17 protein-coding genes are annotated in these 20,739 nt (G+C 72.1%); 11 read left to right on the top strand and 6 right to left on the bottom strand.

The genetic code is table 11. From position 1 onward, the window contains the following. Positions 1 to 72 precede the first annotated feature (72 nt). The 3 genes from WME82_RS30165 (at position 73) to WME82_RS30155 (ending at position 2,715) form a co-directional block, all read left to right on the top strand. Positions 73 to 660: an RNA polymerase sigma factor gene (locus WME82_RS30165; RefSeq protein WP_437739968.1), complete on the top strand. Its 588-nt coding sequence runs from the start codon at positions 73 to 75 to the stop codon at positions 658 to 660. Continuing rightward, on the top strand, positions 660 to 1,433 hold the full coding sequence (locus WME82_RS30160; protein WP_438038136.1) for a hypothetical protein: 774 nt from the start codon (positions 660 to 662) through the stop codon (positions 1,431 to 1,433). Before WME82_RS30165 ends, WME82_RS30160 begins: the two co-directional genes overlap by 1 nt. A gap of 97 nt (positions 1,434 to 1,530) precedes the next feature. After that, the gene (locus tag WME82_RS30155; RefSeq protein ID WP_438038135.1) at positions 1,531 to 2,715 is read left to right on the top strand and encodes a glycosyl hydrolase family 8; all 1,185 of its coding nucleotides are present in this window, start codon (positions 1,531 to 1,533) and stop codon (positions 2,713 to 2,715) included. 107 nt (positions 2,716 to 2,822) lie between these two features. Here the strand turns inward: WME82_RS30155 and WME82_RS30150 are convergent, their stop codons facing one another. Both WME82_RS30150 and WME82_RS30145 read right to left on the bottom strand, forming a co-directional pair. After that, positions 2,823 to 3,596: a class I SAM-dependent methyltransferase gene (locus WME82_RS30150; RefSeq protein WP_438038134.1), complete on the bottom strand. Its 774-nt coding sequence runs from the start codon at positions 3,594 to 3,596 to the stop codon at positions 2,823 to 2,825. 64 nt (positions 3,597 to 3,660) lie between these two features. Further along, a complete protein-coding gene (locus WME82_RS30145) occupies positions 3,661 to 4,104 on the bottom strand; it encodes a hypothetical protein (protein ID WP_438038133.1) in 444 nt (147 codons plus the stop codon). A gap of 479 nt (positions 4,105 to 4,583) precedes the next feature. On the opposite strand from WME82_RS30145, the gene WME82_RS30140 reads away from it, so the two are divergent. Further along, positions 4,584 to 5,726, top strand: coding sequence for a purple acid phosphatase family protein (locus WME82_RS30140; protein ID WP_438038132.1), 1,143 nt, complete (start codon positions 4,584 to 4,586; stop codon positions 5,724 to 5,726). Positions 5,727 to 5,765: 39 nt separating this feature from the next. On the opposite strand, the gene plsY is transcribed toward WME82_RS30140, so the two are convergent. After that, the gene (gene plsY, locus WME82_RS30135) at positions 5,766 to 6,422 is read right to left on the bottom strand and encodes a glycerol-3-phosphate 1-O-acyltransferase PlsY (RefSeq protein WP_438038131.1); all 657 of its coding nucleotides are present in this window, start codon (positions 6,420 to 6,422) and stop codon (positions 5,766 to 5,768) included. Between the two features lie 104 nt (positions 6,423 to 6,526). On the opposite strand from plsY, the gene WME82_RS30130 reads away from it, so the two are divergent. From WME82_RS30130 to WME82_RS30110, 5 genes are all read left to right on the top strand, one after another. Beyond that, positions 6,527 to 7,810: a patatin-like phospholipase family protein gene (locus WME82_RS30130; RefSeq protein WP_438038130.1), complete on the top strand. Its 1,284-nt coding sequence runs from the start codon at positions 6,527 to 6,529 to the stop codon at positions 7,808 to 7,810. A gap of 142 nt (positions 7,811 to 7,952) precedes the next feature. Beyond that, a complete protein-coding gene (locus WME82_RS30125; RefSeq protein ID WP_438038129.1) occupies positions 7,953 to 10,058 on the top strand; it encodes a bifunctional serine/threonine-protein kinase/formylglycine-generating enzyme family protein in 2,106 nt (701 codons plus the stop codon). Positions 10,059 to 10,341: 283 nt separating this feature from the next. Then, positions 10,342 to 11,007, top strand: coding sequence for an STAS domain-containing protein (locus WME82_RS30120; RefSeq protein WP_438038128.1), 666 nt, complete (start codon positions 10,342 to 10,344; stop codon positions 11,005 to 11,007). 77 nt (positions 11,008 to 11,084) lie between these two features. Beyond that, positions 11,085 to 12,272 carry an oxygenase MpaB family protein gene (locus WME82_RS30115; RefSeq protein ID WP_438038127.1) on the top strand — a complete coding sequence of 396 codons (1,188 nt, stop codon included), beginning with the start codon at positions 11,085 to 11,087 and terminating at the stop codon, positions 12,270 to 12,272. A gap of 122 nt (positions 12,273 to 12,394) precedes the next feature. Next, the gene (locus tag WME82_RS30110; RefSeq protein ID WP_438038126.1) at positions 12,395 to 13,297 is read left to right on the top strand and encodes a hypothetical protein; all 903 of its coding nucleotides are present in this window, start codon (positions 12,395 to 12,397) and stop codon (positions 13,295 to 13,297) included. 236 nt (positions 13,298 to 13,533) lie between these two features. Here the strand turns inward: WME82_RS30110 and WME82_RS30105 are convergent, their stop codons facing one another. Together WME82_RS30105 and WME82_RS30100 are read right to left on the bottom strand one after the other, a co-directional pair. Then, positions 13,534 to 14,262: an alpha/beta fold hydrolase gene (locus WME82_RS30105; RefSeq protein ID WP_438038125.1), complete on the bottom strand. Its 729-nt coding sequence runs from the start codon at positions 14,260 to 14,262 to the stop codon at positions 13,534 to 13,536. Between the two features lie 5 nt (positions 14,263 to 14,267). Then, on the bottom strand, positions 14,268 to 15,272 hold the full coding sequence (locus WME82_RS30100; protein WP_438038124.1) for an alpha/beta hydrolase fold domain-containing protein: 1,005 nt from the start codon (positions 15,270 to 15,272) through the stop codon (positions 14,268 to 14,270). 235 nt (positions 15,273 to 15,507) lie between these two features. Between WME82_RS30100 and pgm the strand changes: the two genes are divergently transcribed. Beyond that, entirely contained in the window at positions 15,508 to 17,154 is a 1,647-nt protein-coding gene (gene pgm, locus WME82_RS30095; protein ID WP_438038123.1) for a phosphoglucomutase (alpha-D-glucose-1,6-bisphosphate-dependent), read from the top strand. A 108-nt stretch (positions 17,155 to 17,262) separates the two neighbouring features. On the opposite strand, the gene WME82_RS30090 is transcribed toward pgm, so the two are convergent. Next, on the bottom strand, positions 17,263 to 19,599 hold the full coding sequence (locus WME82_RS30090; RefSeq protein ID WP_438038122.1) for a DNA polymerase II: 2,337 nt from the start codon (positions 19,597 to 19,599) through the stop codon (positions 17,263 to 17,265). A 471-nt stretch (positions 19,600 to 20,070) separates the two neighbouring features. Between WME82_RS30090 and WME82_RS30085 the strand changes: the two genes are divergently transcribed. Beyond that, entirely contained in the window at positions 20,071 to 20,706 is a 636-nt protein-coding gene (locus WME82_RS30085) for a DUF4142 domain-containing protein (RefSeq protein WP_438038121.1), read from the top strand. Positions 20,707 to 20,739: the final 33 nt, after the last annotated feature.

Here is a 20,739-nt window from a genome sequence, read left to right as displayed (position 1 = left end):
ATTGCTTCCCGGTAGAGTCCATTCTTCACTGGTCTCATGCCTCGCCTCGCGGTGAGTATGGTTGCCGACGTCATGACATCGCCTGCTTTGCCTGACAGCGAGCCGGCGAGCGTGGCTCCACCGGCGGCCAACGTGAAGCAGCGGGACGCGCGCCTGCGACGGATGGTGGATGCTCATCTTGACTTCATCGGTCGGGTGCTCCGCAACGCGGGGACCCCTGCTGCCGAGATCGACGATGCGGTGCAGCGCACCTTCATCGCCGCCGCGCAGCGGCTGGACGACGTCCGGCCGGGCGCCGAGAAGAGCTTTCTTCTCCAGACCGCGCTTCACGTAGCCGCCCACGCGCGCCGCAGCGCCGCGCGCCGGCGAGAGTTCCCCGCGGCCGAGCCGCCGGAGGTTGTGGACGCTGCGACACCCGAGCAGCTCACCAGCCAGAAACACGCGCGACAGATGCTCGATCAGGTCCTCGACCAGATGGAGTCCGATCTGCGGACCGTGTTCGTGCTGTACGAGTTCGAGGAGATGAGCATGGTGGAGATCGCCGGCGTGCTGGGGATCCCGCAGGGCACCGTGGCCTCTCGGCTGCGAAGGGCCAGGGCCGATTTTCGTGAGCGCGTCCGCGCGCTGGAGCTCGTTTCGACGAGCGAGGTGAGACGATGATGGAACCACGTCGCCTACTGGAGGAGAGCGACAACCCGCTCGAACGCGCGCTGCTGAACGCAGGCGCGTCGTATCCCACGTCACCGGAGACGCGCGCGAAGACGCTGGCCGCGCTGGGACTCGCCGGCGCTGCCGCCCTGACGGCCAGCGTGGCGGCGCCTGCGGCGCTCTCCGCGGCAGGGGTGTCCGCTACGTCCTCGTCGCTCGCCGTGAAGCTCGGCTGGACCAAGATCCTCGTCGCGCTCTCGACGGTGGGCATGCTCGCCGGCATCCCCGCGGGCTACCTCGCCTGGCGCGGGCAAGACGCGCCGGACGTCACCGCGGCGCACCGCTTCGGCGCCGCGCTCGCCGCCCCGGTCGCGCAGATGGCGGTGCGGCCTGTGCAGGCGCCTGCCTCGGAGCCAGCGCCGGTGGAGGCTCTCGCGGAGGAGACGATGGCACCGGCGCTTGCGGGTGGCAGCAGCGCTGCGGCCACGAAGCTCGATCCGAAGCCGTCCGGTACGGGCGCCGCCCTGGAGGCGGAGCTCGGCGCGCTGGACGCGGCGCGCACGATGCTCGCGAGCGGGAACGCGCGAGGCGCGCTCTCGCTCCTGGACGCCTACTCCAGGGCGCATCCGCGCGGGCGGCTGAGCCTCGAGGCCGAGGTCCTGCGGATCGACGCGCTCGCGAAGAGCGGCCGCTCCGACGCTGCCTCGCAGCGCGCCGCGGCGTTTCTTCGCCGGCATCCGAACAGCGTGCTTGCTTCCCGGGTACGGCGCTATGTAAACAACTAAACTCTGGGTCATGCGTTGCCCTGCCCTCCTCCGTTCGTTCCGCGCAGCTTCCGGCGTCGCCGGTGCCTGGATGGCGGTGTGTGTGCTGCCTGGGTGTGTGACCACGGTGGATTCGCTCGGCTACGACCGGATGAGCAGCGATGAGCTCGGCCCGCTGACGGGCCCCTCCGAGTACCCCAACGCGTTCCGCGACGTGCTCGGCAAGACGGACGAGGAGATCGCGGCCAAGATCGAGGACAGCTTCGATCAGCTCTTCTACGGCGATCGCGACAACGAGACCGTCTACTACCCGGTGCCTGGCACCGAACAGGCCTACATCTGGGACGACTACCACAATAACGTGCGCTCCGAGGGCATCGGCCTCGGGATGATCATCACGGTCGAGCTCGACAAGCGAGACGAGTTCGACCGGATCTGGAGATACGCCAAGTCCACACTCCAGCTCAAGTCCGGTCCCGGCCAGGGATATCTCATGTCATGGTGCGACGTCCCGGGGAGCACGCCGGTGGCGTGCTTCGATCCCTTTGGCCTCCAGCAGGTCGCGATGGCGCTGTTCTTCGCCCACGGCCGCTGGGGGAGCGACACCGGGGCCATCGACTATGGGCTGGACGCGATCAGCCTGCTCGAGGTGATGCGCCACAAGGAGGCCCTGAACGGGGGGGTCGCCTCGGGGGTGACCAACACGTTCGATTCGACGACGAAGCTCGTCTACGACTACCCGCATGTCTTGGCGGCGGACGTCACCCGTCCTTCCATCGAGATGCCCGCCTATTACGAGCTCTGGGCGCAGGCCATGCGCGACCCCTTCTGGTCCGAGGCTGCCGCCAGCGCGCGCACCCACTGGCAGGAGGCCGCGCACCCGAGCACCGGGCTCATCCCTGTGCGCGCCCACTTCGACGGCACGGCGGTGCTCAACTGGGACTACTTCGGCTCCGAGGCCTACCGCACGCAGCTGAGCCTCGCGCTCGACCACGTCTGGTTCGGCGTCGACCCGTGGCAAGTGGAGGAGGCGAACCGGCTGCTCGGGTTCTTCTCGAAGCTGGGCATCGACAAGTACGGCGCGGTCTTCAAGATCGACGGCGCGATGCTCAGCGCCACGCCGGAGTCGGCGCTCATCTTCATGAACGGGGTCACCGGGCTGATCGCGACGAACGACGATCGCGCCGCCTACATCGAGGCGGTGTGGACGACGCCGCCGGCGACCGGGGAGACCCGCTACTTCTCGAGGTTGCTCCACATGCTCTCGCTGTTGGCGCTGAGCGGGCAGTTTCGCGTGTACTGATCCGGCGCGCGGGCATCTCCGCGCGGCGCGCGGGGGCTCCTCTCGGTCCGCGCCCCGGGGAGGGACATCGCTCCTCGGGGGCAACGCCGTTGCGCGAACCGCGAGGCTCATTCGAAGCGGAGGTGGAGGACCGGCGGCGCACCTCTGCCGCGGTGCCGGCCAGGCATCCCGCGCAGGCCGCGCAGCGCTCGCTCTGGCGCCGGAAGAGCGTCGCTCTCGCCGACCGGCCGCAGCCGCGGGTAGCGCGCGACCGAGCCATCCAGGGCCGGGATCTCCAGGCACGCGCGCTGCCGGAGCGACGCGCGCAGGGGCGGGGACACCTCGTGATCGAGGATGATCTCCGTCCCTGTCGGGAGGCGCGCGGAGGCTCGCGTGAAGAAGGCGTCGGCGAGCTCGCGAGGCTGTCCGGCCAGGGCGCCCTCGGCGATGAGGAGCGTCGGCACGTCGCTCGCGCCGCGGAGGGAATCCATCCAGCCCGTGCACGCGATCGAACAGCTCCTCGCGAGGGCGTGGCGCTCGGACGCGTGGCAGAGGCGGTGCTCGCACTTGAACTCCGCCACGTGGGGCGGATCGAGATCCACCCAGCGGAGCGTCCCGTTGTCGATGCGCGAGAACCGCGTGCAGAGCCCGGCGTTGAGCGCGATGGCGAGGCCGAACGGGTTCCGCTCGAAATAGCGCCTGACGAGCCCGTCGATGATCATGGCGCGCGCCGCCGAGGTCCGGAGCGCGCTGGCGTCGAAGCCAGCCGGATCGACGTCGAGCGTGGCCAGCATCGCCTCGGCCCACGGATCGGCGAAGCCGAGATCCGGAAAGCGCACCCGCGCCTCGGCGCGCCCGACCAGCGAGAGCACCGCGTCCCTGGAGACGGTCATGGAGCTCATGAGCCCTCCTTGCATCGCCGGACACGATGCCGCGCGAGCGCGCGCGCCCCCCGGAGACACGGCGTCACGACGCCACCCCGCCGTGGCCTCGAACGACCTGGGCGACGAGGGCGAGCTCGAGGCGGAGCACCGCCACCCGCTCCGGGAGCTTCGCCTCGACCAGCCCGCCGAGGAGCGTCGCGAGCTTGTCGTAGTCGGGCGCCTGCGCCTTCCAGTTCGCGATCGGATACGCCTCGTAGAGCCCGCGCGTGAGCCGCGAGGGCGTCAGTATCGAGACGCGCGCCTCGGGGTGCCAGAGCTGCAGGTGCCAGAAGCCGTGCGTGACGAAGTAGTCGAACTTCCGTCCGCCGAAGAGGCGTACCTCCCAGCCCCCGACGGCGAGCGCGAGCTCGCGCTCGCGAGGATCGTGCGGCGGCGGAGGCCAGCCCTGCTCGCTCGCGGGCTCCGGCAGGCATGACGGCCCAGACGGGAGCGGGCGGCCGACGGAAAGCGGTGTGCGAGAGCTCACGAGGCTTCTCCCTGGCGAGCGTCGGACCAGAGGAAAGCGGCGAGCGCTGCGCATCGGTACAGGCTCGGGGCAGGAGGCGTCTCTCGGATCACGTTGGCTCCGTTGTTGATATTGAAAGTGATGTTCAACTTCGATATGCTGTGATCTCGCTGACGTCAAGAGAAAAACGGGCGCCGTTGAAGGGGGCCGCTCCGATGGCGGGCGCCGGCGGGAGGTCCAGGGGAGCGTGCTCGAGCCCCGGCTTCTGGATGGCCCCGAGGGTTCTGTCGGAAGGGGATGGTGATGCTGGGGGGCGGATCGGGATCAGCGCGCACGTCGTGGCGATGGCTCCGGCGGGGCCGCGGCGCGGATACCGTGTTGACGCCTGTGTCCGGTCTGGGTGGAAGAGCTGGTGTGCTCGGGTCTGCTGGCGCGCCGGGACGAACAAAGCTTTGGGCGGGTGATCATCGGAGACCGGCGTTGGTTACAATGAGCGCGAGATGAAGCCTCTCCGCGCAGCTCGTCCTCTCGCGATCTCCACGAAGTCCCTTGTTGCCCTCGTCCTTTCCGCGTCGCCGGCCGCCGCGTTCGGCGCGGGCTGCGGCGTGGCGGACAGCGTGCCGATCCCGAGCGCCGGAGCGCACGAGGGGACAGGCCATGAGCCGACCAGCACGGGCGCCGCGAGCAGCGGCGCCGGGCCGAGCGGCGGGAGCGCCGCGGACCCCGGAGCGAGCTCGGGCCCGGGGCGCGCCGAGGTCATCGGGGCCGTCGTCTCTCGCCATGATGTCGTCAGGATCATCGCTCTCGGCGACACCGGAGAGGGAAACCTCGCGCAGAACCAGGTCGCCGATCGGATGAGCGAGAAGTGCATCGAGGTCGGGGGCTGCCATGCCGTGATGATGAACGGTGACAATTTCTACGACCACGGCGTGGTCGACACGAGCGATGCGCAGTGGGGTCCCAAGTTCGAGCAGCCCTACGACAGGCCCGGCCTGAACGGCCTCCCGTTCTATGCGGTGCTGGGCAACCACGACCATGGCCCCAGCAGCAGCGGCGTGCGGCAAGCGCAGATCGACTACTCGCAGCTGCCCGTGGGCGACGGGCCTGGCATGCGGCTGACCGCCAAGTGGCACATGCCCGCCTCGTATTACGACGTTCGCGTCGGTGACGTCCATCTCTTCGGGATCGATACCGTCGACTTCACCTCCGATGACCAGGCGCGCGACATGAGCGCGCGGGTCGCCGCCTCGGACGCCACGTGGAAGATCGTCTTTGGCCATCACCCCCGCTACACGTCCGGAGTCCACGCCTCGGACAACCCGTCGCTCGGGATGAGCGGGATGTTCGCCATGCAGCAGGCCATCTACTGCGGGGCCGACATGTACATGGCCGGCCACGACCACAACCTCGAGTTCATCGACAAGGGGCGAGACGAGGGCTGCCCGAACGTCTATTTCGCCATCAGCGGCGCCGGTTCGAAGACCCGCCCGGTCGCTTCCTCGGTCCCGACCGAGCGGGGGCAGCTCTTCTTCACGGACAAGACCGAGGGCTTCGCCTATCTGCGGTTCGAGGGGAGGAACCTGCTGTTCGAGTTCATCGACAAACAAGGGGCGCCGATCTTCACGACGACCATGACCAAGTGAGCGGGCGCCGCCCTCGGCGGCCGAGCGGCGCCGCGGCCGTCAGCGGCGCTCGTCGTCGCGCGGCGGGCCGTCGTGCTCGTCGTCGCGCCGCCTCCCGAACGAGATCGTGCTCTCGGTGCCCGCGAGCATCCGCCGGATGTTCGGGATGTGCTTGAGCCAGACGAGCGCGGCGAGGAGCAGCGAGAGGCAGAGGGCCGGGGCGGCCCGCTCCCCGAGGAGCCAGAGGAAGAGGGGCAGGGCGAGGGCGCCGGCGAGGGAGCCCGCCGAGACCATGCGGGTCGCCCGCACGATGACCGCGAAGACGGCCAGCGTGGCGAGCGTGGACCGCGGCGCCAGCACGAGCAGGACACCGCAGGACGTCGCGACGCCCTTGCCGCCCCGCATCCCGAGGAAGACCGTGTAGTCGTGGCCCAGCACCGCGGTGAGGCCGCCCGCCGCGACGACCCACCCGCCCGGCGCGACGGAGAGCCACGACGCGAGGGGCCCGGCGACGAGCGCGCCCTTCGCCACATCCGCGGCGAGGACGGCGAGGCCAGGCCCCCAGCCGAAGGCGCGCAGGACGTTCGTCGCGCCGATGTTCCCCGAGCCGACCTCGCGGAGGTCGATCCCTTTGACGAACCGCGCGAAGAGGTAGCCTGTCGGGATCGCTCCGAGGAGGTAGGCAAGGGCCAGGTAGATTGCCGTCATTGCCGTCATCGCGCGCCTCCATGCCCGCGCTCACGGCGGGTGTAGCACGCGCGCCGCGTCGAGCGCGCGCCAAAGAGCCCATGTCACGATGGTGATCATGGTATTCTGCGAGCATGGCTGACCTGGCGCCCGTCTCGACCCGGAGTGGCCGCGCCCCCAAGATCGCGCTCGTCCTGGCCGGCGGTGCCGCGCGCGGCGCTTACGAGGTCGGCGTGGTGCAGCACATCCTCGAGGACGTCTCTCGCGATCTCGGCCGCGAGGCGCCGCTCGATATCCTGTGCGGCACCTCGGTCGGCGCCATCAACGTCTGTGGGCTCGCCGCGTTCGCGGACGAGGCGCGGAGCCGCGCGCGGCGGCTCGCCGCGGTGTGGACGCGCCTGCGCATCGACGACCTCGTGCGCCTCGACGTGCGCGGCGTGCTCGCGGTCGGGCACGACCTGCTCCGCGGGGGCGCCGCGAGCGCGCGCGCGCCATCGAGCGGCGGCCGCGCCGCGCTCCTCGACACGTCGGGCCTCGAGCGGCAGATCGCGGAGGCCGTGCCCTTCGAGCGGATCGACGGCCACCTCGAGAGGGGGCTCCTGTCGGCGCTGACCGTGTCGACGACGCTGGTCAAGAGCGGCCGCACGGTCGTCTTCGTCCACCGCCGCGAGCCCGGCCTGCCGCCCTGGAGCCACGACCCGACGATCTCCCCGCGCGCCACCGCGATCCGCGCGCAGCACGCGCTCGCCTCGTCCGCGCTCCCCATCCTGTTCCGCCCGGTGAACATCGACGGAGAGCTCTACTGCGACGGCGGGCTGCGCCAGAACGTCCCGCTGTCGCCCGCGCGGCGCCTCGGGGCCGACGGCGTGATCGTGGTCAATCCTCGGTACATCGAGCCCGCGTCGAGCGCGGCCGAGCGCGACGCGCCGGGCTTCCCCGGGCCCCTCTTCCTGCTCGGCAAGACTCTGAACGCGCTGATGCTCGACCGGATCGACAACGACCTGGCGCGGCTCGAGAGCATCAACGGGATCCTGGAGGCGGGGCGGCGGCGCTATGGCGAGGGCTTCATCGGCGAGCTCAACGACGAGCTCGGGCTGCCGCCGGGGCGCGCGCTCCGGCCGATGCGGTCGCTGCTCATCCGCGCCTCCAAGGACATCGGCGGCCTGGCGGCGGAGTTCGTGCGCTCCCCGGCGTTCCGCGCGCGGGCCACGGGCGTGCTCGGCCGCGTGATGCGGCGCCTCGCCGAGGGAGACGAGCAGCGCGAGGCCGACTTCCTGTCCTACCTGCTGTTCGACGGGGAGTTCGCGGGGCGGCTCATCGAGATAGGCCGCGCGGACGCGCGCGCGCGGCACGAGGAGCTGTGCGCGTTCTTCGAGCGGGCGCTGAGGCCGGGCGGGTTCGAGGAACGGGCGCCCTGAGGGGGCCTGGAGACACAGGCACGCTCTGGATCCGTCCGGATCCTCTCGGGCGCCGAGGCTCAGACGGCGTCGAGGCCCTCGGCGCCTATCTCGGCGCGAGCTCCGCGCGGCCGCGGCGCCCGGTGTAGACTCGCGCCGCGAGATGACACCTTCGGATCCCTTCGGCTGGGTGGGCGCGACGATCGGCGGCAAGTACCGGCTCGACGCCGTGGTCGGCGAGGGCGGGTTCGGCGTCGTCTACCGCGGCCAGCACCTCGGGTTCGACGAGCCGGTCGCGGTCAAGTGCCTGAAGCTGCTCGGATCGCTGGCCCCGGCGGAGCGCGCGTCGTTCCAGCGGATGCTCCTCGACGAGGGGCGGCTCCTCCACCGCCTCTCCCGGGCGAGCGCCGGCATCGTGCAGGCCCTCGACACCGGCGCCGCGGTCTCGCCGTCGGGCGAGTGGACGCCTTATCTCGTGCTCGAGTGGCTCCATGGCGTGCCGCTCGACCGCGAGATCGCCGAGCGGCGCGCCCGCGGCGAGGCGGCGCGCCCGCTCGCCGAGGCGGTCGCCCTGCTCGCGCCCGCGGCGTACGCGCTCGAGGTCGCGCACGCGCAGGGCGTCGCCCACCGCGACGTCAAGCCGGCCAACCTGTTCCTCGCCGAGATCGGCGGCCGGCGCACGCTGAAGGTCCTCGATTTCGGCATCGCCAAGGTGCTCGGCGAGCTCTCGAGCATGACGCAGGCGATGGCCGAGACAGGGAGCGCGCTCCGGGCCTTCACCGTCCATTACGGCGCGCCGGAGCAGTTTCACCACCGCTTCGGCGCGACCGGGCCGTGGACCGACGTCTTCGCGCTCGCCCTGGTGCTCATCGAGGTCGCCTCGGGCAACCGCGCCCTCCTCGGCAGCGACGTCACGCAGCTGTACATCGCCGCGACCGATCCGGCGTTCCGCCCGAGCCTGGGCGGCGCGGGCGTGAGCGCGCCCGACGCCGTCGAGGCGGTGGTGCGCCGCGCGCTCGCGATCGACCCGCGGGAGCGCTACCGCACGGCAGGCGAGCTCTGGGGGGCGCTCGAGGCTGCGATGGCGACGGCCGCGCCCGCCGGCGCGGTCGCGCTCACAGCGGGCAGCCCGCCCGCGGGCGCGGCGCCCGGCGCTGCGGCGCTGGGCGTGGCGGGGACGGAGCGCGCGGCCGCTGGCCCGCCCGCCGGCGGGCTGCCCACGTCCGTCGGCGCGCCGCCCACGCCCGCCGGCGCGCCGCCCACGCCATCCCTCACGACGATGCGTGGCCTGGCGACGAGCGCGCCGCCGCAGGCTGCCCCGCAACCGGCGTCGCCCCCTCCCACGCCCCAGGCCGCCAGGACCGCTCCGCGGCGGCGCCTGGTGCCCGCGCTCGTCTCGGCGGCCGCGCTGGCCGCGGTCGGCGCAGGCGCCGTCGCGTTCGTCCGCCACCGCGCCCCCGACGAGGCGCGGCCGGCGCGCGTGCTCGGCGGCCTTACCGCGCCCCGGATGAAGGCGCCGCCCCCGCCCGACATGGTCCGGATGCCGGCGGGCCGCTTCACGATGGGCAGCGCGAAGGGCGGCAAATCCGAGCGCCCGCCCCACGAGGTGACGCTGACCCGCGCGTTCGACGTCGATCGCACCGAGGTGACGGTCGCCGCCTACCAGCGCTGCGTCGAGGCGGGCCGGTGCACGCCGAGCGGCCTGCACGGCCCCCGCGCGACCGACGCCGACGTCGAGCAGCGCGGCGCGCTCTGCACCGCGGCGGATCCCGCGAAGTCGCAACACCCGATCTCGTGCGTCGACCAGGCGCAGGCGGCCGCGTACTGCGCCTTCGCCGGCAAGCGGCTTCCGACCGAGGCCGAGTGGGAGTACGCCGCGCGCGGCGCCGACGGCCGCGAGTATCCGTGGGGCAACGAGCCGCCAGGGTGCGCGCACGCGGTCGTGTCTCGGCCTCCTGGGCAGGGCTGCGGCGGGCGCGGCCGGGGCACCCAGGAGGTCGGCTCGGCCAAGGCCGGAGCGAGCCCGTCGGGCGCGCTCGACATGGCGGGCAACGTCTGGGAGTGGGTGGCCGACGGCTGGGACCCAGGCGTGTATGCCAGAGGCGCCCAGATAGATCCCCAGGTGCCGGCGACCGGCAGCAGGGGCGTGCTCCGGGGGGGATCGTGGGACTTCTCCGCCAGCACGGCAAAAGCGACGTTCCGGCTGGCGTATGATCGTGAGGCAGGTGACGTCTCGACCGGGTTTCGTTGCGTTCGCTCGGTCGATTGAACACGAGGTCCCGAGAGCGGGCGGCAGGGAAGCGCGGATCCGCAGGTCAGGCTCATTTCAGCCGCGCCGGGGATAGGCTATCTATCCCATCTTGGTCGAACGTCGATTCACACGCCCGATCGCGAGGTAGGATGTTGGGACACGTAGAGCCGTGCGATCGGGCGCACAAGACCAGGTCACCGCGAGCACGTCCTCCGATGCGGGCCGGCGAGGTCCACCCCGCGCATGAGCCCGGTGACTCCGCTTCCTCACCGGTCAACCCCTGCTGCGCCCACAGGAGCCCATGCAAGAATCCGAGAAGTTGATCTCCATCGAGGAAGGCCGGATGCAACGCGTCATCGATGCGGTTGCGCTCGCGTCCACGGGAGAGGTCGAGCTCGCGCTGAAGCAGCTGGCGGCGGTCGAACACGACGCCTTCGGGGTGATCGAGGAGGCTCTGCGCGTCTTTCTCTCCGAGCTCTCCGCGACCACGCAGCAGAAGAGCCAGGCGCTCGCCGCGCTCGCCGCCTCGAAGCGCGAGCTCGAGCATCAGCTGGACACCATCCAGCGCCAGGAGTGCGCGATCCGGGAGCTCTCGGTGCCGATCATCGACATATGGCACGGCATCCTCACGCTCCCGCTCGTCGGGCTGTTCGACTCGGTGCGCGCCGTCGAGGTGACCGAGCGGCTCCTCGTGCGCGTGGCGGAAGACAGCGACGTCGAGTGGGTGATCCTCGATCTGACCGGCGTCACGCTCATCGACTCCATGACCGCCCAGCACCTCATCAAGCTGGCTCAGGCGGTGCAGCTCCTCGGCGCGCGCTGCGTCCTCACCGGCCTGGGCGGTCATGTCGCGGAGACGCTCGTCGCGATCGGCGTCGCGTTCGACGAGCTGAACCCGATGCGCAGCCTGCGGGAGGGGCTCAGGTTCTGCCTTGCGCAGCGGGGGCGCGCGATCTCACCGCGCTGATCCGCGGAGCTCCGCTTCGTGCGGCGTCGCCTTTGCGGAACGCAGCCGGTGTGCCAAGGGATATCCTGTTGCAGCCCATGGAGAACGCGACGATCCCCGCTCGCTTCCAGGACACCGCAGACGCCCGCCGTCGCTTCGGCGACCAGCTCGATCGCCTGGGGCCCTTCCTGCTCCGCGTCGATCCGGTCGCAGACGCCGTCGTGGACGCGTTCGCGTCGATGCCGCCGGGCCAGGGCTTCCGTCTCCTGGAGGCTGCCCTCGCGCGCGGCATCGACGATGACCGCACGGTGAAGGAGGCCCCGGCCGAGCTGCGGGCGCTCTTCGCGTCGGTCGATCACGTGCCCCTCTGGGTGGACTGGGAGGCGGTGAACCGCGGCGGGGCGGCGTTCCTGCGCACGGGCGTCCTCGGCGGCATCCTGCTCGCGATGCAGTCGCTCATCCTCGGGTACGCGTCGCCCGGCGGGAACAAACCGCTGGTCTTCTCGGGGAGGCTCCGCGAGCAGGCCGAGCGCCGCCTCGCCGAGACGAGCCGGTTCGTCTATGCCGTGAGCCACGCGAACGGAATGCGCCGCTCCGGCGAGGGCTTCGCGATCACCGTCAAGGTGCGCGTCATGCACGCGCAGGTGCGGCGCCTCATCCGAGCGAGCGGCCGGTGGCAGGCGGCCCTCTGGGGCGAGCCGATCAACCAGCACGACATGGTGGCGACGGCGCTGCTCTTCTCGGTCGCGGTCATCGACGGCCTCGACAAGCTCGCCTACCGCTTCGCGCCCGCCCAGAGGGAGGACCTCGTCCACCTCTGGCGCTACGTCGCCCACGTCATCGGCGTCGAGCCGGAGCTCATCCCAGGCTCCTACGCCGAGGCGCGTCGGCTGGCCGAGATGATCTTCGCGACGCAGGGCGCGCCGGACCACGACTCGCGCATGCTCGTGGACGCGCTGCTCACCCGCAGGGTGCGCAGCGCGCGAACCGACGGCGAGCGCCGGAGCGCCGAGCGGTTCATGGCCGTCTCCTGCGGCCTCTCCCGGGCCGTGCTGGGCGACGAGCTCGCCGAGCAGCTCGGCGTGCCCCGGCGACGCTCGCCCCTCGTCGTGCCGCTGCTCCGCGCCGTCGCCGCCGCGTCGAGCCGCGCGCACGCGCTGCCGCCCCTGCAGGATCTCGCGCTCGACCTCGGCGACCTCCGCTGGCGGCGCGTCATCTCGATGGGCCTCGGCGGCCGCCCGGCCGACTTCGCGCCCCCGGAGCGCCTCGCCGGCAGCGACACCTGAGCGGTCGCGCCGCTCGCGGGGCGAGGCGGCTGCGGCGCCGGATGTCCAGGGCGATGGCGCGGGAGCGGGCGCGGCAGTCGGGGTTGAACCGCCCTCCGGTTCTGCGGTACGAGACCTCCGGCATGGAGATCATCCCTTACGGCGGTTGGAAGCGCGCCGCGCGCCTCGTCTGCGGCGACACGGAGCTCGTCGTCACGCTCGACATCGGCCCGCGCATCATCCGGTACGGCGTCATCGGCGGTCCGAACGAGTTCTCCGAGATCCCCGAGGACATGGGCGCGACAGGCGGGACCCACTACAGGTTCTACGGCGGTCACCGGCTCTGGATCGGCCCCGAGGACGAGCAGCGGACGTTGCAGCCCGACAACGATCCCGTGCAGCACCGGGAGGAGAACGGCGCGCTCGTGCTCCGGACCGCGCCGGACAGGTACGGAATGCAGAAGGAGGTCCGCATCGCGGCGGACGCGGCGGCGGGCAGGTTCGTCATCGATCATGCGATCGAGAACCACAGCGCTTATGCGGTCGAGTTCGCCCCGTGGTCGCTCTCCGTGATGGCGGGCGGCGGCGAGTGCCTGTTCCCGCAGGCGCCGTTCGTCCCGCACCCCGATCGCGTCTTGCCGGCGCGGCCGCTCGTGCTGTGGTCGTACACCGACATGGCCGAGCCCCGGTGGACGTGGGGCAAGCGCGTGATCCGCCTGCGGCAGGTCGCGGGCAAGGGGCCGCAGAAGGTGGGGGCGCTCGTGACCCAGGGCTACGCGGCGTACGCGAACCACGGGAACGTGTTCCTGAAGCGGTTCCCGTTCATCGAGGGCGCCACGTACCCGGACATGGGGTGCAACTTCGAGACGTTCACGAACGCGGACATGCTCGAGATCGAGTCGCTCGGCCCGCTGCAGCGCGTTTCGCCCGGCGCCCGCGCGGAGCACCGGGAGGCGTGGTATCTCCTCAAGGGCGTTCAGCCGCCCGCCGAGGACGGCGCGTGCGCGGACTGGCTCGAGGCGGCGGCGAAGGACAGGCCGCTGTGAACCGCGAAAGGTGAGCCTGCGTCGGGCGCGCTCGCTCGCGGCGGCGAGGTGAGGTCGCCCCGGGACGACCGGGCGTACGCGCGTGGTCCGACGGGCTCGGCCTCAGCTGCCGCTCCCGTCCGCTGGCCGGACGGCGCCCGCGCCATGATGCGCGAGCTCCACCTGGATCCCGAAGTGAGTCGCAGCAGCTGCTTCGTATTTCGGAGCGTTGATTGGACGCGCCCCCGGCGTCGCGCCTAGGGGCCGGCCTTTCCGGCCGCGCGCCTCAGGAATCCCTCGATCGCCCGCGCCGACGCCTCGGGAGCGAGCTGCAGCACCAGGTGCGGCGCGTCCACGGTGACGCACTCCAGGTCGGGCCGCATGCGGCGGAGCTCGCGCAGCACGCGCGGCGGCACCAGCGTGTCGCCCGCGGCGCCCAGGTAGAGCAGCGGCGCGGCGCAGCCCTGGAGCGCCGCGCGCGCGTCCACCGAGAGCACCTCGCGCACGCGCGCCGCCATCACCGCAGGATCGACGGTCTCGACGTTCGCGGCCACGCGCTCCAGCCACGCGGCGGAGGCGCGCGCGCCGACGAGGTAGCGGCGCGAGACGAGCTCCGGCGCGCGGCGGCGGAAGAGCCACGGGCCGACGAGGTGCCGCGCCAGCGACGGCACGAGCCACACCGGGTTCGTGACGAAGGTGGCCACGAGCACCACGCCGACGAGCTGGCCGGCGCTCCGGCAGGCCAGGCGGAGCGCGAGCGGCCCCGAGAACGACTCGCCGAGCAGCGCATACGGCGCGTCCGCGGGCAGGCGCGCCGCGACCAGCTCCTCGAGCGCGCCGTAATCGAGCGCCATGTCCGCAGGGTAGGAGACCACCTCCGGCGCGATGTCGGCGGACAGCGTCGACAGGAACGGCTCGAAGAGCGCGCCGGTGCCGTCGAGGCCGGGGAGGAGCAGCAGCCGGAGCGGCTCGTTGCTGGGCGCCATGGCCGTCAGTCGGGGGTCCGCTCGGCGCGCACCGGCTCGCTGGAGACGACGACGGGCGCGCGCCAGAGGTGCCTGTCGAGGAACGCCAGCACGCGTCGGTCGATCTCGGCGCCACGGAAGCCGTGCCCCCACGCCGCGACAGGGACGAGCACGCTCGGCACACCCGAGCGCAGGAGCGCCCTGTGCATCGCCTCCGAGAGGGCGAACGGGACCAACTCGTCGCGCGTGCCGTGCATCAACAGGAACGGGGGATCCCGCGCGTCGACATGGTGGACCGCGGAGGCCGAGCGCACGAGGTCCGCGCGCTCCGGCGGAGGGCCGTCGAAGAGCGGATCGAGCCGGCCGTGCATCTCGGCGATCGCTTCGGGCGTGGTCGCCGAGGCGAAGAAAGCCGCCATGTCCGTCGGTCCGCAGAAGTTGATGACCGCCTGGACACGGCTCGTGGGCAGCCGGGGGCCGTCCGGAGGCGGCGGGGCTCCCTCGACCGCAGCGTCGCCGGCCGTCGTGCCGAGCACGCTCGCGATCTGGCCGCCGGAGGACTCTCCCCAGACGGCGATTCGCTCCGGATCGATGCCATAGCGGTCCGCCGCGGCGCGCGCCCAGCGGACGGCGGCCTCCGCGTCGCGGAGCTGCGCGGGCCAGGGGAAGGTCGGCGTGAAGCGGTACTCGATGGTGATCCCGACGTAGCGGCCCGTCGCGACGAGCTGCGGGAGGAACTCGTGGCCTTGCTCCCGCGTGCCCCGCCTCCAGCTCCCACCGTGGATGTACACGACGGCCGGCAGGCGGGCTGCGCTCGGCGGATCGGGCCGGAGGACGTCGGCCAAGAGCCGCTGGCCGCCGGCGAGGCTGTACTCGACGCCGCGCTCGACGACGACGGCGCTCCGGCGCGCAGCGGTCGAGGCGGCCTTCCGCGGGGCCGGCGCGCCGGCGGCGGCCTGCGCGCCAGCGCAGCCGGAGAGCGACGCGAGGAGCACCAGCGCGGCAGCGACGGCGTGGCCGCGCTGGCGCATCGTGCGGTCTCGGTTGCCCCCTGTCATCGGCTGTCCCCCGTCATCTGCCAGGCGAGTATACCGTGGCACAGGAGGCGCAGCAGGAAGGAAGGCGCTCCGAGGCGCCGCGCGCTCGGCCTGCGGCGTGCGCTCGCGCGAGATCGAGCGCGGCGGCCGCTCGCGTGGACAGGCGGAGCACCCGCTGTGCGCTGCGGAGGGCTTTGTTCGTCCCGCGCGCTCGACTATGCGGAGGCTCATGCCGCTACACCCCCTCGCAGGCCGCAAAGCCCCTCCCGACGTGCTGATCGATCCCGACACGCTGCGCGCGCAGTACTACAGCGAGCGCCCCGACATGGGCGATCCGCAGCAGCGCGTCGCCTTCGGCACCTCCGGCCACCGCGGCTCGGCCGCGCGGCGCAGCTTCAACGAGGCGCACGTCCTCGCGGTCGCGCAGGCCATCTGCGACTACCGCGCGAAGGAGGGCACGACGGGCTCGCTCTACCTCGGCATGGACACGCACGCGCTCTCGGAGCCGGCGCAGCGCAGCGTGATCGAGGTCTTCGCGGCCAACGGCGTCGACGTGCTCATCGCCGAGCGGAACGGCGTCACGCCGACGCCGGCCATCTCGCACGCGATCCTCACCGCCAACCGCGGGCGCACCTCCGGCCTCGCGGACGGCGTGGTGATCACGCCGTCGCACAACCCGCCCGACGACGGCGGCATCAAGTACAACCCGCCGAACGGCGGGCCGGCCGACACCGCCGTCACCGGCTGGATCGAGGAGCGCGCCAACGAGCTGCTCCGCGCCGACAACGCGGGCGTGAAGCGCACGCCCTACGAGGCCGCGCTGCGCGCCCCGACGACCCACCCGTACGATTTCATCGGCCCCTACGTCGCCGATCTCGGCAACGTCGTCGATCTCGAGGCCATCCGCGGCGCGAAGCTGCGCATCGGCGTCGACCCGCTCGGCGGCTCGAACATCGCGTACTGGGCGCCGATCGCCGAGAAATTCGGGCTGGATATCACGGTGGTGAACCAGGCCGTCGACCCCACCTTCAGCTTCATGCCCCTCGATCACGACGGCAAGATCCGCATGGACTGCTCGTCGCCGCACGCGATGGCGAACCTCATCGCGCTCAAGGACGACTACGATCTCGCGTTCGGCAACGACGCCGACTCGGATCGCCACGGCATCGTCACGCGCAGCGCCGGGCTGATGAACCCGAACCATTACCTCGCCGTGGCGGTGTCCTACCTGTTCCGGAACCGCCCGCTCTGGCGGTCCGACGCGGCCGTTGGCAAGACGCTCGTCTCGAGCAGCATGATCGATCGGGTGGCGAAGGACCTCGGCCGCCCGCTCCGCGAGGTGCCGGTCGGCTTCAAGTGGTTCGTCGACGGGCTGCTCGACGGCTCGCTCGGCTTCGGCGGTGAGGAGAGCGCGGGCGCCTCGTTCCTGCGGAAGAACGGGCAGGTGTGGTCGACGGACAAGGACGGTATCCTCCTCGACCTGCTCGCCGCCGAGATCCTCGCCCGCACCGGGCGCGACCCGGCCGAGCACTACCGCGACCTCACCGCGCGGTTCGGCGCGCCGATCTACACGCGCATCGACGCGCCGGCCACGCCGAGCCAGAAGAGCGTGCTCAAGAAGCTCTCCCCCGACGCGGTGCGCGCCAAGACCCTCGCGGGCGAGCCGATCACCGCGAAGCTCACGCGCGCGCCCGGCAACGGCGGCGAGATAGGCGGGCTCAAGGTCGTCGCGGAGAACGGCTGGTTCGCCGCGCGGCCCTCGGGCACCGAGGACGTCTACAAGATCTACGCGGAGAGCTTCAAGGACCAGGCGCACCTCGATCGCGTGCTCGACGAGGCGCGCGCGATGGTCACCGACGCGCTGTCGGCCAAGTGAGCTCCCCGGGCGCGCCCGAGATCTCTTGATCTCCCGGCGCTCCTCCGGGGACTCCGCCACGCGCCCGCCCGCCCACCCCCGGGTTCGCCTCGCGCGACCAGCGCCGGGTCAGAACAGCGAGAGCTGCCGCCGCGCGCCCGTCATCTCATCGAAATCGGCCCCGCCCAGCCACCGCAGCACCGAGTCCGCGATCGGCTTGAGCTGCTGCGACACGTAATGATCGTAGTCCGGCGGCGCCGTCGTCTGGCCCGCCGGCTCCGGGCCAGCGCGCGTGATCACATAGGCCACGATCCGCCCCGCGTCCCCGCCCAGCTTGCGGGCCGCCTTCACGTGCGGCGGCGTCGTCTTCGTGTAAGCGCCGAGCGGCTTCCTCAGCGCCTTCTTGTACACGAGCTCCGCGTCGAACCGCCCCGCGCGGAGCTCCGTCACGAAGCTCCGCACGAAGCCCTCGACCGGGCGATCGTGGAAGACCAGGTCGAGCAGCTCCCGCTGGAAGCGCCGCGCGACCGCGCTCGCGTCCCGCCGGACCGCCTCGAGCCCGACGATCTCGAGCTTGTCGCCGCCCTCCCCGGCGACGAGGCCCGCATAGCGCTTCTTGCTGCCCTGCGCGGCGCCGCGCAGCTCGGGCAGGAGGAAGCGCGCATAGACCTTCTCGAACTCGAGCTCCAGCCGGCTCTCGCAGCCGAACGTCCTCGCGATCTCGGCGGCGACCGACCCGGAGATGGCGTCGCGGAGCTCCTCGGCCCGGGCGGCGGCGCGCGCCGTGTCCGGCTCGCCGATGTCGACGAAGAGAGAGTCGGTGTCCCCGTAAAGCACCCGGTGCCCGGCCCTCCGCACCGCCTCGGCCGTGAGCCTGATGACGTGCTGCCCGGCGCGCGTGATGGCGTTCGCGACCTCGGGGGAGAACAGGCGCGACGCGGGAGAGCCGAGCACGCCGAAGAGCGAGTTCATGAGGATCTTGATGGCCATCGCGCCCCGCTCGTCGCCCGCCCGCCGCGCCTCGGCCCGCTCGTCCCAGAGGCGCGCGACGAGCTCGGGCAAGATGCCCGGCTCGCCGCGCCGGAAGGCCGCGCCGCCCGGCGTCACGATGAGCGCCTCGGGCGGCCCGGCGCCTCCGGCGACGAACGTCAGCGGGTCGATGTTGAACGTGCGAATGAGGCTCGGATAGAGGCTTTTGTAATCGTACACCACGATGTTGCGGTAGAGCCCCGGGAGCGAATCGAGCACCAGGCCGCCGGCGATCTCCGCCCCTCCCTCCGGCCCCTCCCTCGATACCGAGGGCGCGACCTTGCCGCGGGCGCGGAGCGCGGGCAGGTAGAGCGAGTCGATCGCGGCGATCTGCGCCCCCACGCGGTCGAGCTGCATGCCGGTGAGCAGGCTCCTCCGCACCGAGAGCTCGATGAGCCCCGTCTTCTCGAGCAGATCCCGGACGAGGCGCGCGTCCTCGAGGTTGTACTCCGCGAGCCGCGCCGGGTCGTCGCGGTACGACGCCTCGATCTGCTCGCCCCGGTCGTCTGGCCCGAACAGCTTGCCGCGCCCGAGGATCGTCCGAGCGGCGGTCTCCAGGCGGTAATCGTCGAGCCGCAGGAAGGCGCCGCGGAGGAGCGCGAGGCCGTCGAGCACCACCCGCCCCGACAGGACGGCGCGCGCCTCGCGCGAGAAGCCAGGATCGCGCAGGATCGCGATCTCGTCATCGCCCCTCCCGAGCGCGCACAGGAGCCCGGCGCGCCGGCAATAGCGCTGGAGCGCGGGCAGATCGAAATCCGGGATGTTCCAGCCGGTGAGGACGTCGGGGTCCGCCTGCGCGACGAGCTCGAGGAAGCGCTCGAGGAGCATCCGCTCGTCAGGGAAGCGCTCGACGAAGGCGGGGAGCCCGCCGGGCACCGGCGCGTCACGGACGAGGAGGCAGCGCTCGCCGCCCGCGCCCGCCACGGCGATGGCATAGAGGTGCTCGCCGTCGAGGCTCGTCTCGATATCGAGCGAGAGCACGCGGAGGCGGGGGACGAAGCTCGCGGGGACGAGCGTGGGATTGCGGTACACGCGCCCGACGCCCGGGTGGAGCTCGAAAGGCCCGGAGACGGCGAACGCCCCGCGGATGCCGCGATCGATGAGAAAGCGGTAGGGAAAGCGAACGTCCGCCTCGAGGGCGTCGGCGCCGGCCTCGGCCAGCCTGTCGCGCAGCGCCGCGACGTCCCGCGGGAGCGCGGCCTCGACGCGCAGGACCGGCTCTCCGTCGAGCGTCTCGAGCGCCTGCGGAGAGACGCGGCGATCCGCGAGCCGCCGCGCGACGTCCTCGTCGCGGGCGCGCACGAAGAAGTAGGGCCTGAACCTGTCCTCGATGACGAGCGCCGGCGCGCCGTCCTCCATCACCGCGTGGAGATGGATCTCCGGGCACCCGGCGACGACCCGGGTCGTGGGCGTGAGGATGAAGCCGCGGTCAGGCATGTGCGAATTCGCGGAGGCCCCCCGGGCGAGCTCTTCGCCAGCGCGCGAGGCGGCCCGGGGGCCGCGCCACGCTGCACTTGACCACCGGGACCGGCGCCCCGCAAGCCCCTCTCGCCCCGGGCGACGGGGATTTCCCGGAGGAGCGCGATTGCCGAGGGAGCGGGGCCTCCGTCGGAGAGGGCGCCTTTCGAGGAGGCGAGCGCCTTTGTAGGATTGCACGCTCGATTCAACGGGGGATGGCGAGCCCTCTTGGCTTGACGTGGAATCCCGAGACGCGGCGCGGACGACTCCCCGGGTGTGCGGCGATCGCCCCGCGAGCGCGCCCGCGCGCAGCGCCATGAGCAGGGCAGTCCCTCAGATTACGTCGAGAGCGGGTCCGCCGCTTGCTTGGCGTTCGAGACGTCGTGAGCCGCGGGCATCCACGGATCGGCCGGTGAAGCGCGCCGCGGAAATCCAGGAAGGGAATCCACCATGATGCGCCATCATTTCAAGCATCGCGTCGCCGTGATCGCCGCGCTCGCCGCGAGCGTCATCGGCAGCTCCGCGCACGCGGGTGGGCGAGGCGGTTACGTCCATCAGGGCGCGCAGATCTCCCAGCTGCAGCAGCGGCTGGAGGAGGTGAGCCCGCGGTCCGAGGAGACACAGGTGTCGGACGGCGCCCTCGCCAAGGTGATCTCCGCGGTCAACGAGGTCGAGATCTCCCTTGCGATGATCGCCCGCAAACAGGCGCGGTCGCGCGAGGTGAAGGATTTCGCCAGGGAGATGCTCGAGGCCCACACCCAGGGGGAGATCCGCCTGAGCGCGCTCCTCCGGCGTCTCCGGATCAAGGCGGAGCCGACGCGGGCGAGCGCGATGATCGCCGGGCACTCGTCCATCATCGCGGCGTACCTCCAGAAACAGCCGGCCGAGAAATTCGACCAGACGTACATGGCCATCCAGGTGAGGATGCATGCCCATGCCGTGCGGATGCTGGACGAGCAGGCCATCCCGAGGGTGAAGAACCAGGCGCTGAAGCAGGAGATCCAGCGCATTCGCGACGAGGCGGCGAGCCACCTGAAGCGGGCGCAGGCCATCCAGGCGACGCTGGCGAAGGGGCAGGAGCGCTAGCTCTCGCGGTCGGGGGCGGCGGCCTCGCCAGGG

Source organism: Sorangium sp. So ce128 (assembly GCF_051525245.1).
Lineage (GTDB): Bacteria > Myxococcota_A > Polyangia > Polyangiales > Polyangiaceae > Sorangium > Sorangium cellulosum_B.
This window is presented reverse-complemented; position numbering and strand designations above follow the sequence as displayed.

Coding starts and splice junctions, on each gene's coding strand:
- WME82_RS30110 (WP_438038126.1), top strand. CDS start 12,395: ATGGAGATCATCCCTTACGGCGGTTGGAAGCGCGCCGCGCGCCTCGTC.
- WME82_RS30120 (WP_438038128.1), top strand. CDS start 10,342: ATGCAAGAATCCGAGAAGTTGATCTCCATCGAGGAAGGCCGGATGCAA.
- WME82_RS30160 (WP_438038136.1), top strand. CDS start 660: ATGGAACCACGTCGCCTACTGGAGGAGAGCGACAACCCGCTCGAACGC.
- WME82_RS30140 (WP_438038132.1), top strand. CDS start 4,584: ATGAAGCCTCTCCGCGCAGCTCGTCCTCTCGCGATCTCCACGAAGTCC.
- pgm (WP_438038123.1), top strand. CDS start 15,508: ATGCCGCTACACCCCCTCGCAGGCCGCAAAGCCCCTCCCGACGTGCTG.
- WME82_RS30150 (WP_438038134.1), bottom strand. CDS start 3,596: ATGAGCTCCATGACCGTCTCCAGGGACGCGGTGCTCTCGCTGGTCGGG.
- WME82_RS30115 (WP_438038127.1), top strand. CDS start 11,085: ATGGAGAACGCGACGATCCCCGCTCGCTTCCAGGACACCGCAGACGCC.
- WME82_RS30090 (WP_438038122.1), bottom strand. CDS start 19,599: ATGCCTGACCGCGGCTTCATCCTCACGCCCACGACCCGGGTCGTCGCC.
- WME82_RS30100 (WP_438038124.1), bottom strand. CDS start 15,272: ATGCGCCAGCGCGGCCACGCCGTCGCTGCCGCGCTGGTGCTCCTCGCG.
- WME82_RS30105 (WP_438038125.1), bottom strand. CDS start 14,262: ATGGCGCCCAGCAACGAGCCGCTCCGGCTGCTGCTCCTCCCCGGCCTC.
- WME82_RS30085 (WP_438038121.1), top strand. CDS start 20,071: ATGATGCGCCATCATTTCAAGCATCGCGTCGCCGTGATCGCCGCGCTC.
- plsY (WP_438038131.1), bottom strand. CDS start 6,422: ATGACGGCAATGACGGCAATCTACCTGGCCCTTGCCTACCTCCTCGGA.
- WME82_RS30125 (WP_438038129.1), top strand. CDS start 7,953: ATGACACCTTCGGATCCCTTCGGCTGGGTGGGCGCGACGATCGGCGGC.
- WME82_RS30165 (WP_437739968.1), top strand. CDS start 73: ATGACATCGCCTGCTTTGCCTGACAGCGAGCCGGCGAGCGTGGCTCCA.
- WME82_RS30130 (WP_438038130.1), top strand. CDS start 6,527: ATGGCTGACCTGGCGCCCGTCTCGACCCGGAGTGGCCGCGCCCCCAAG.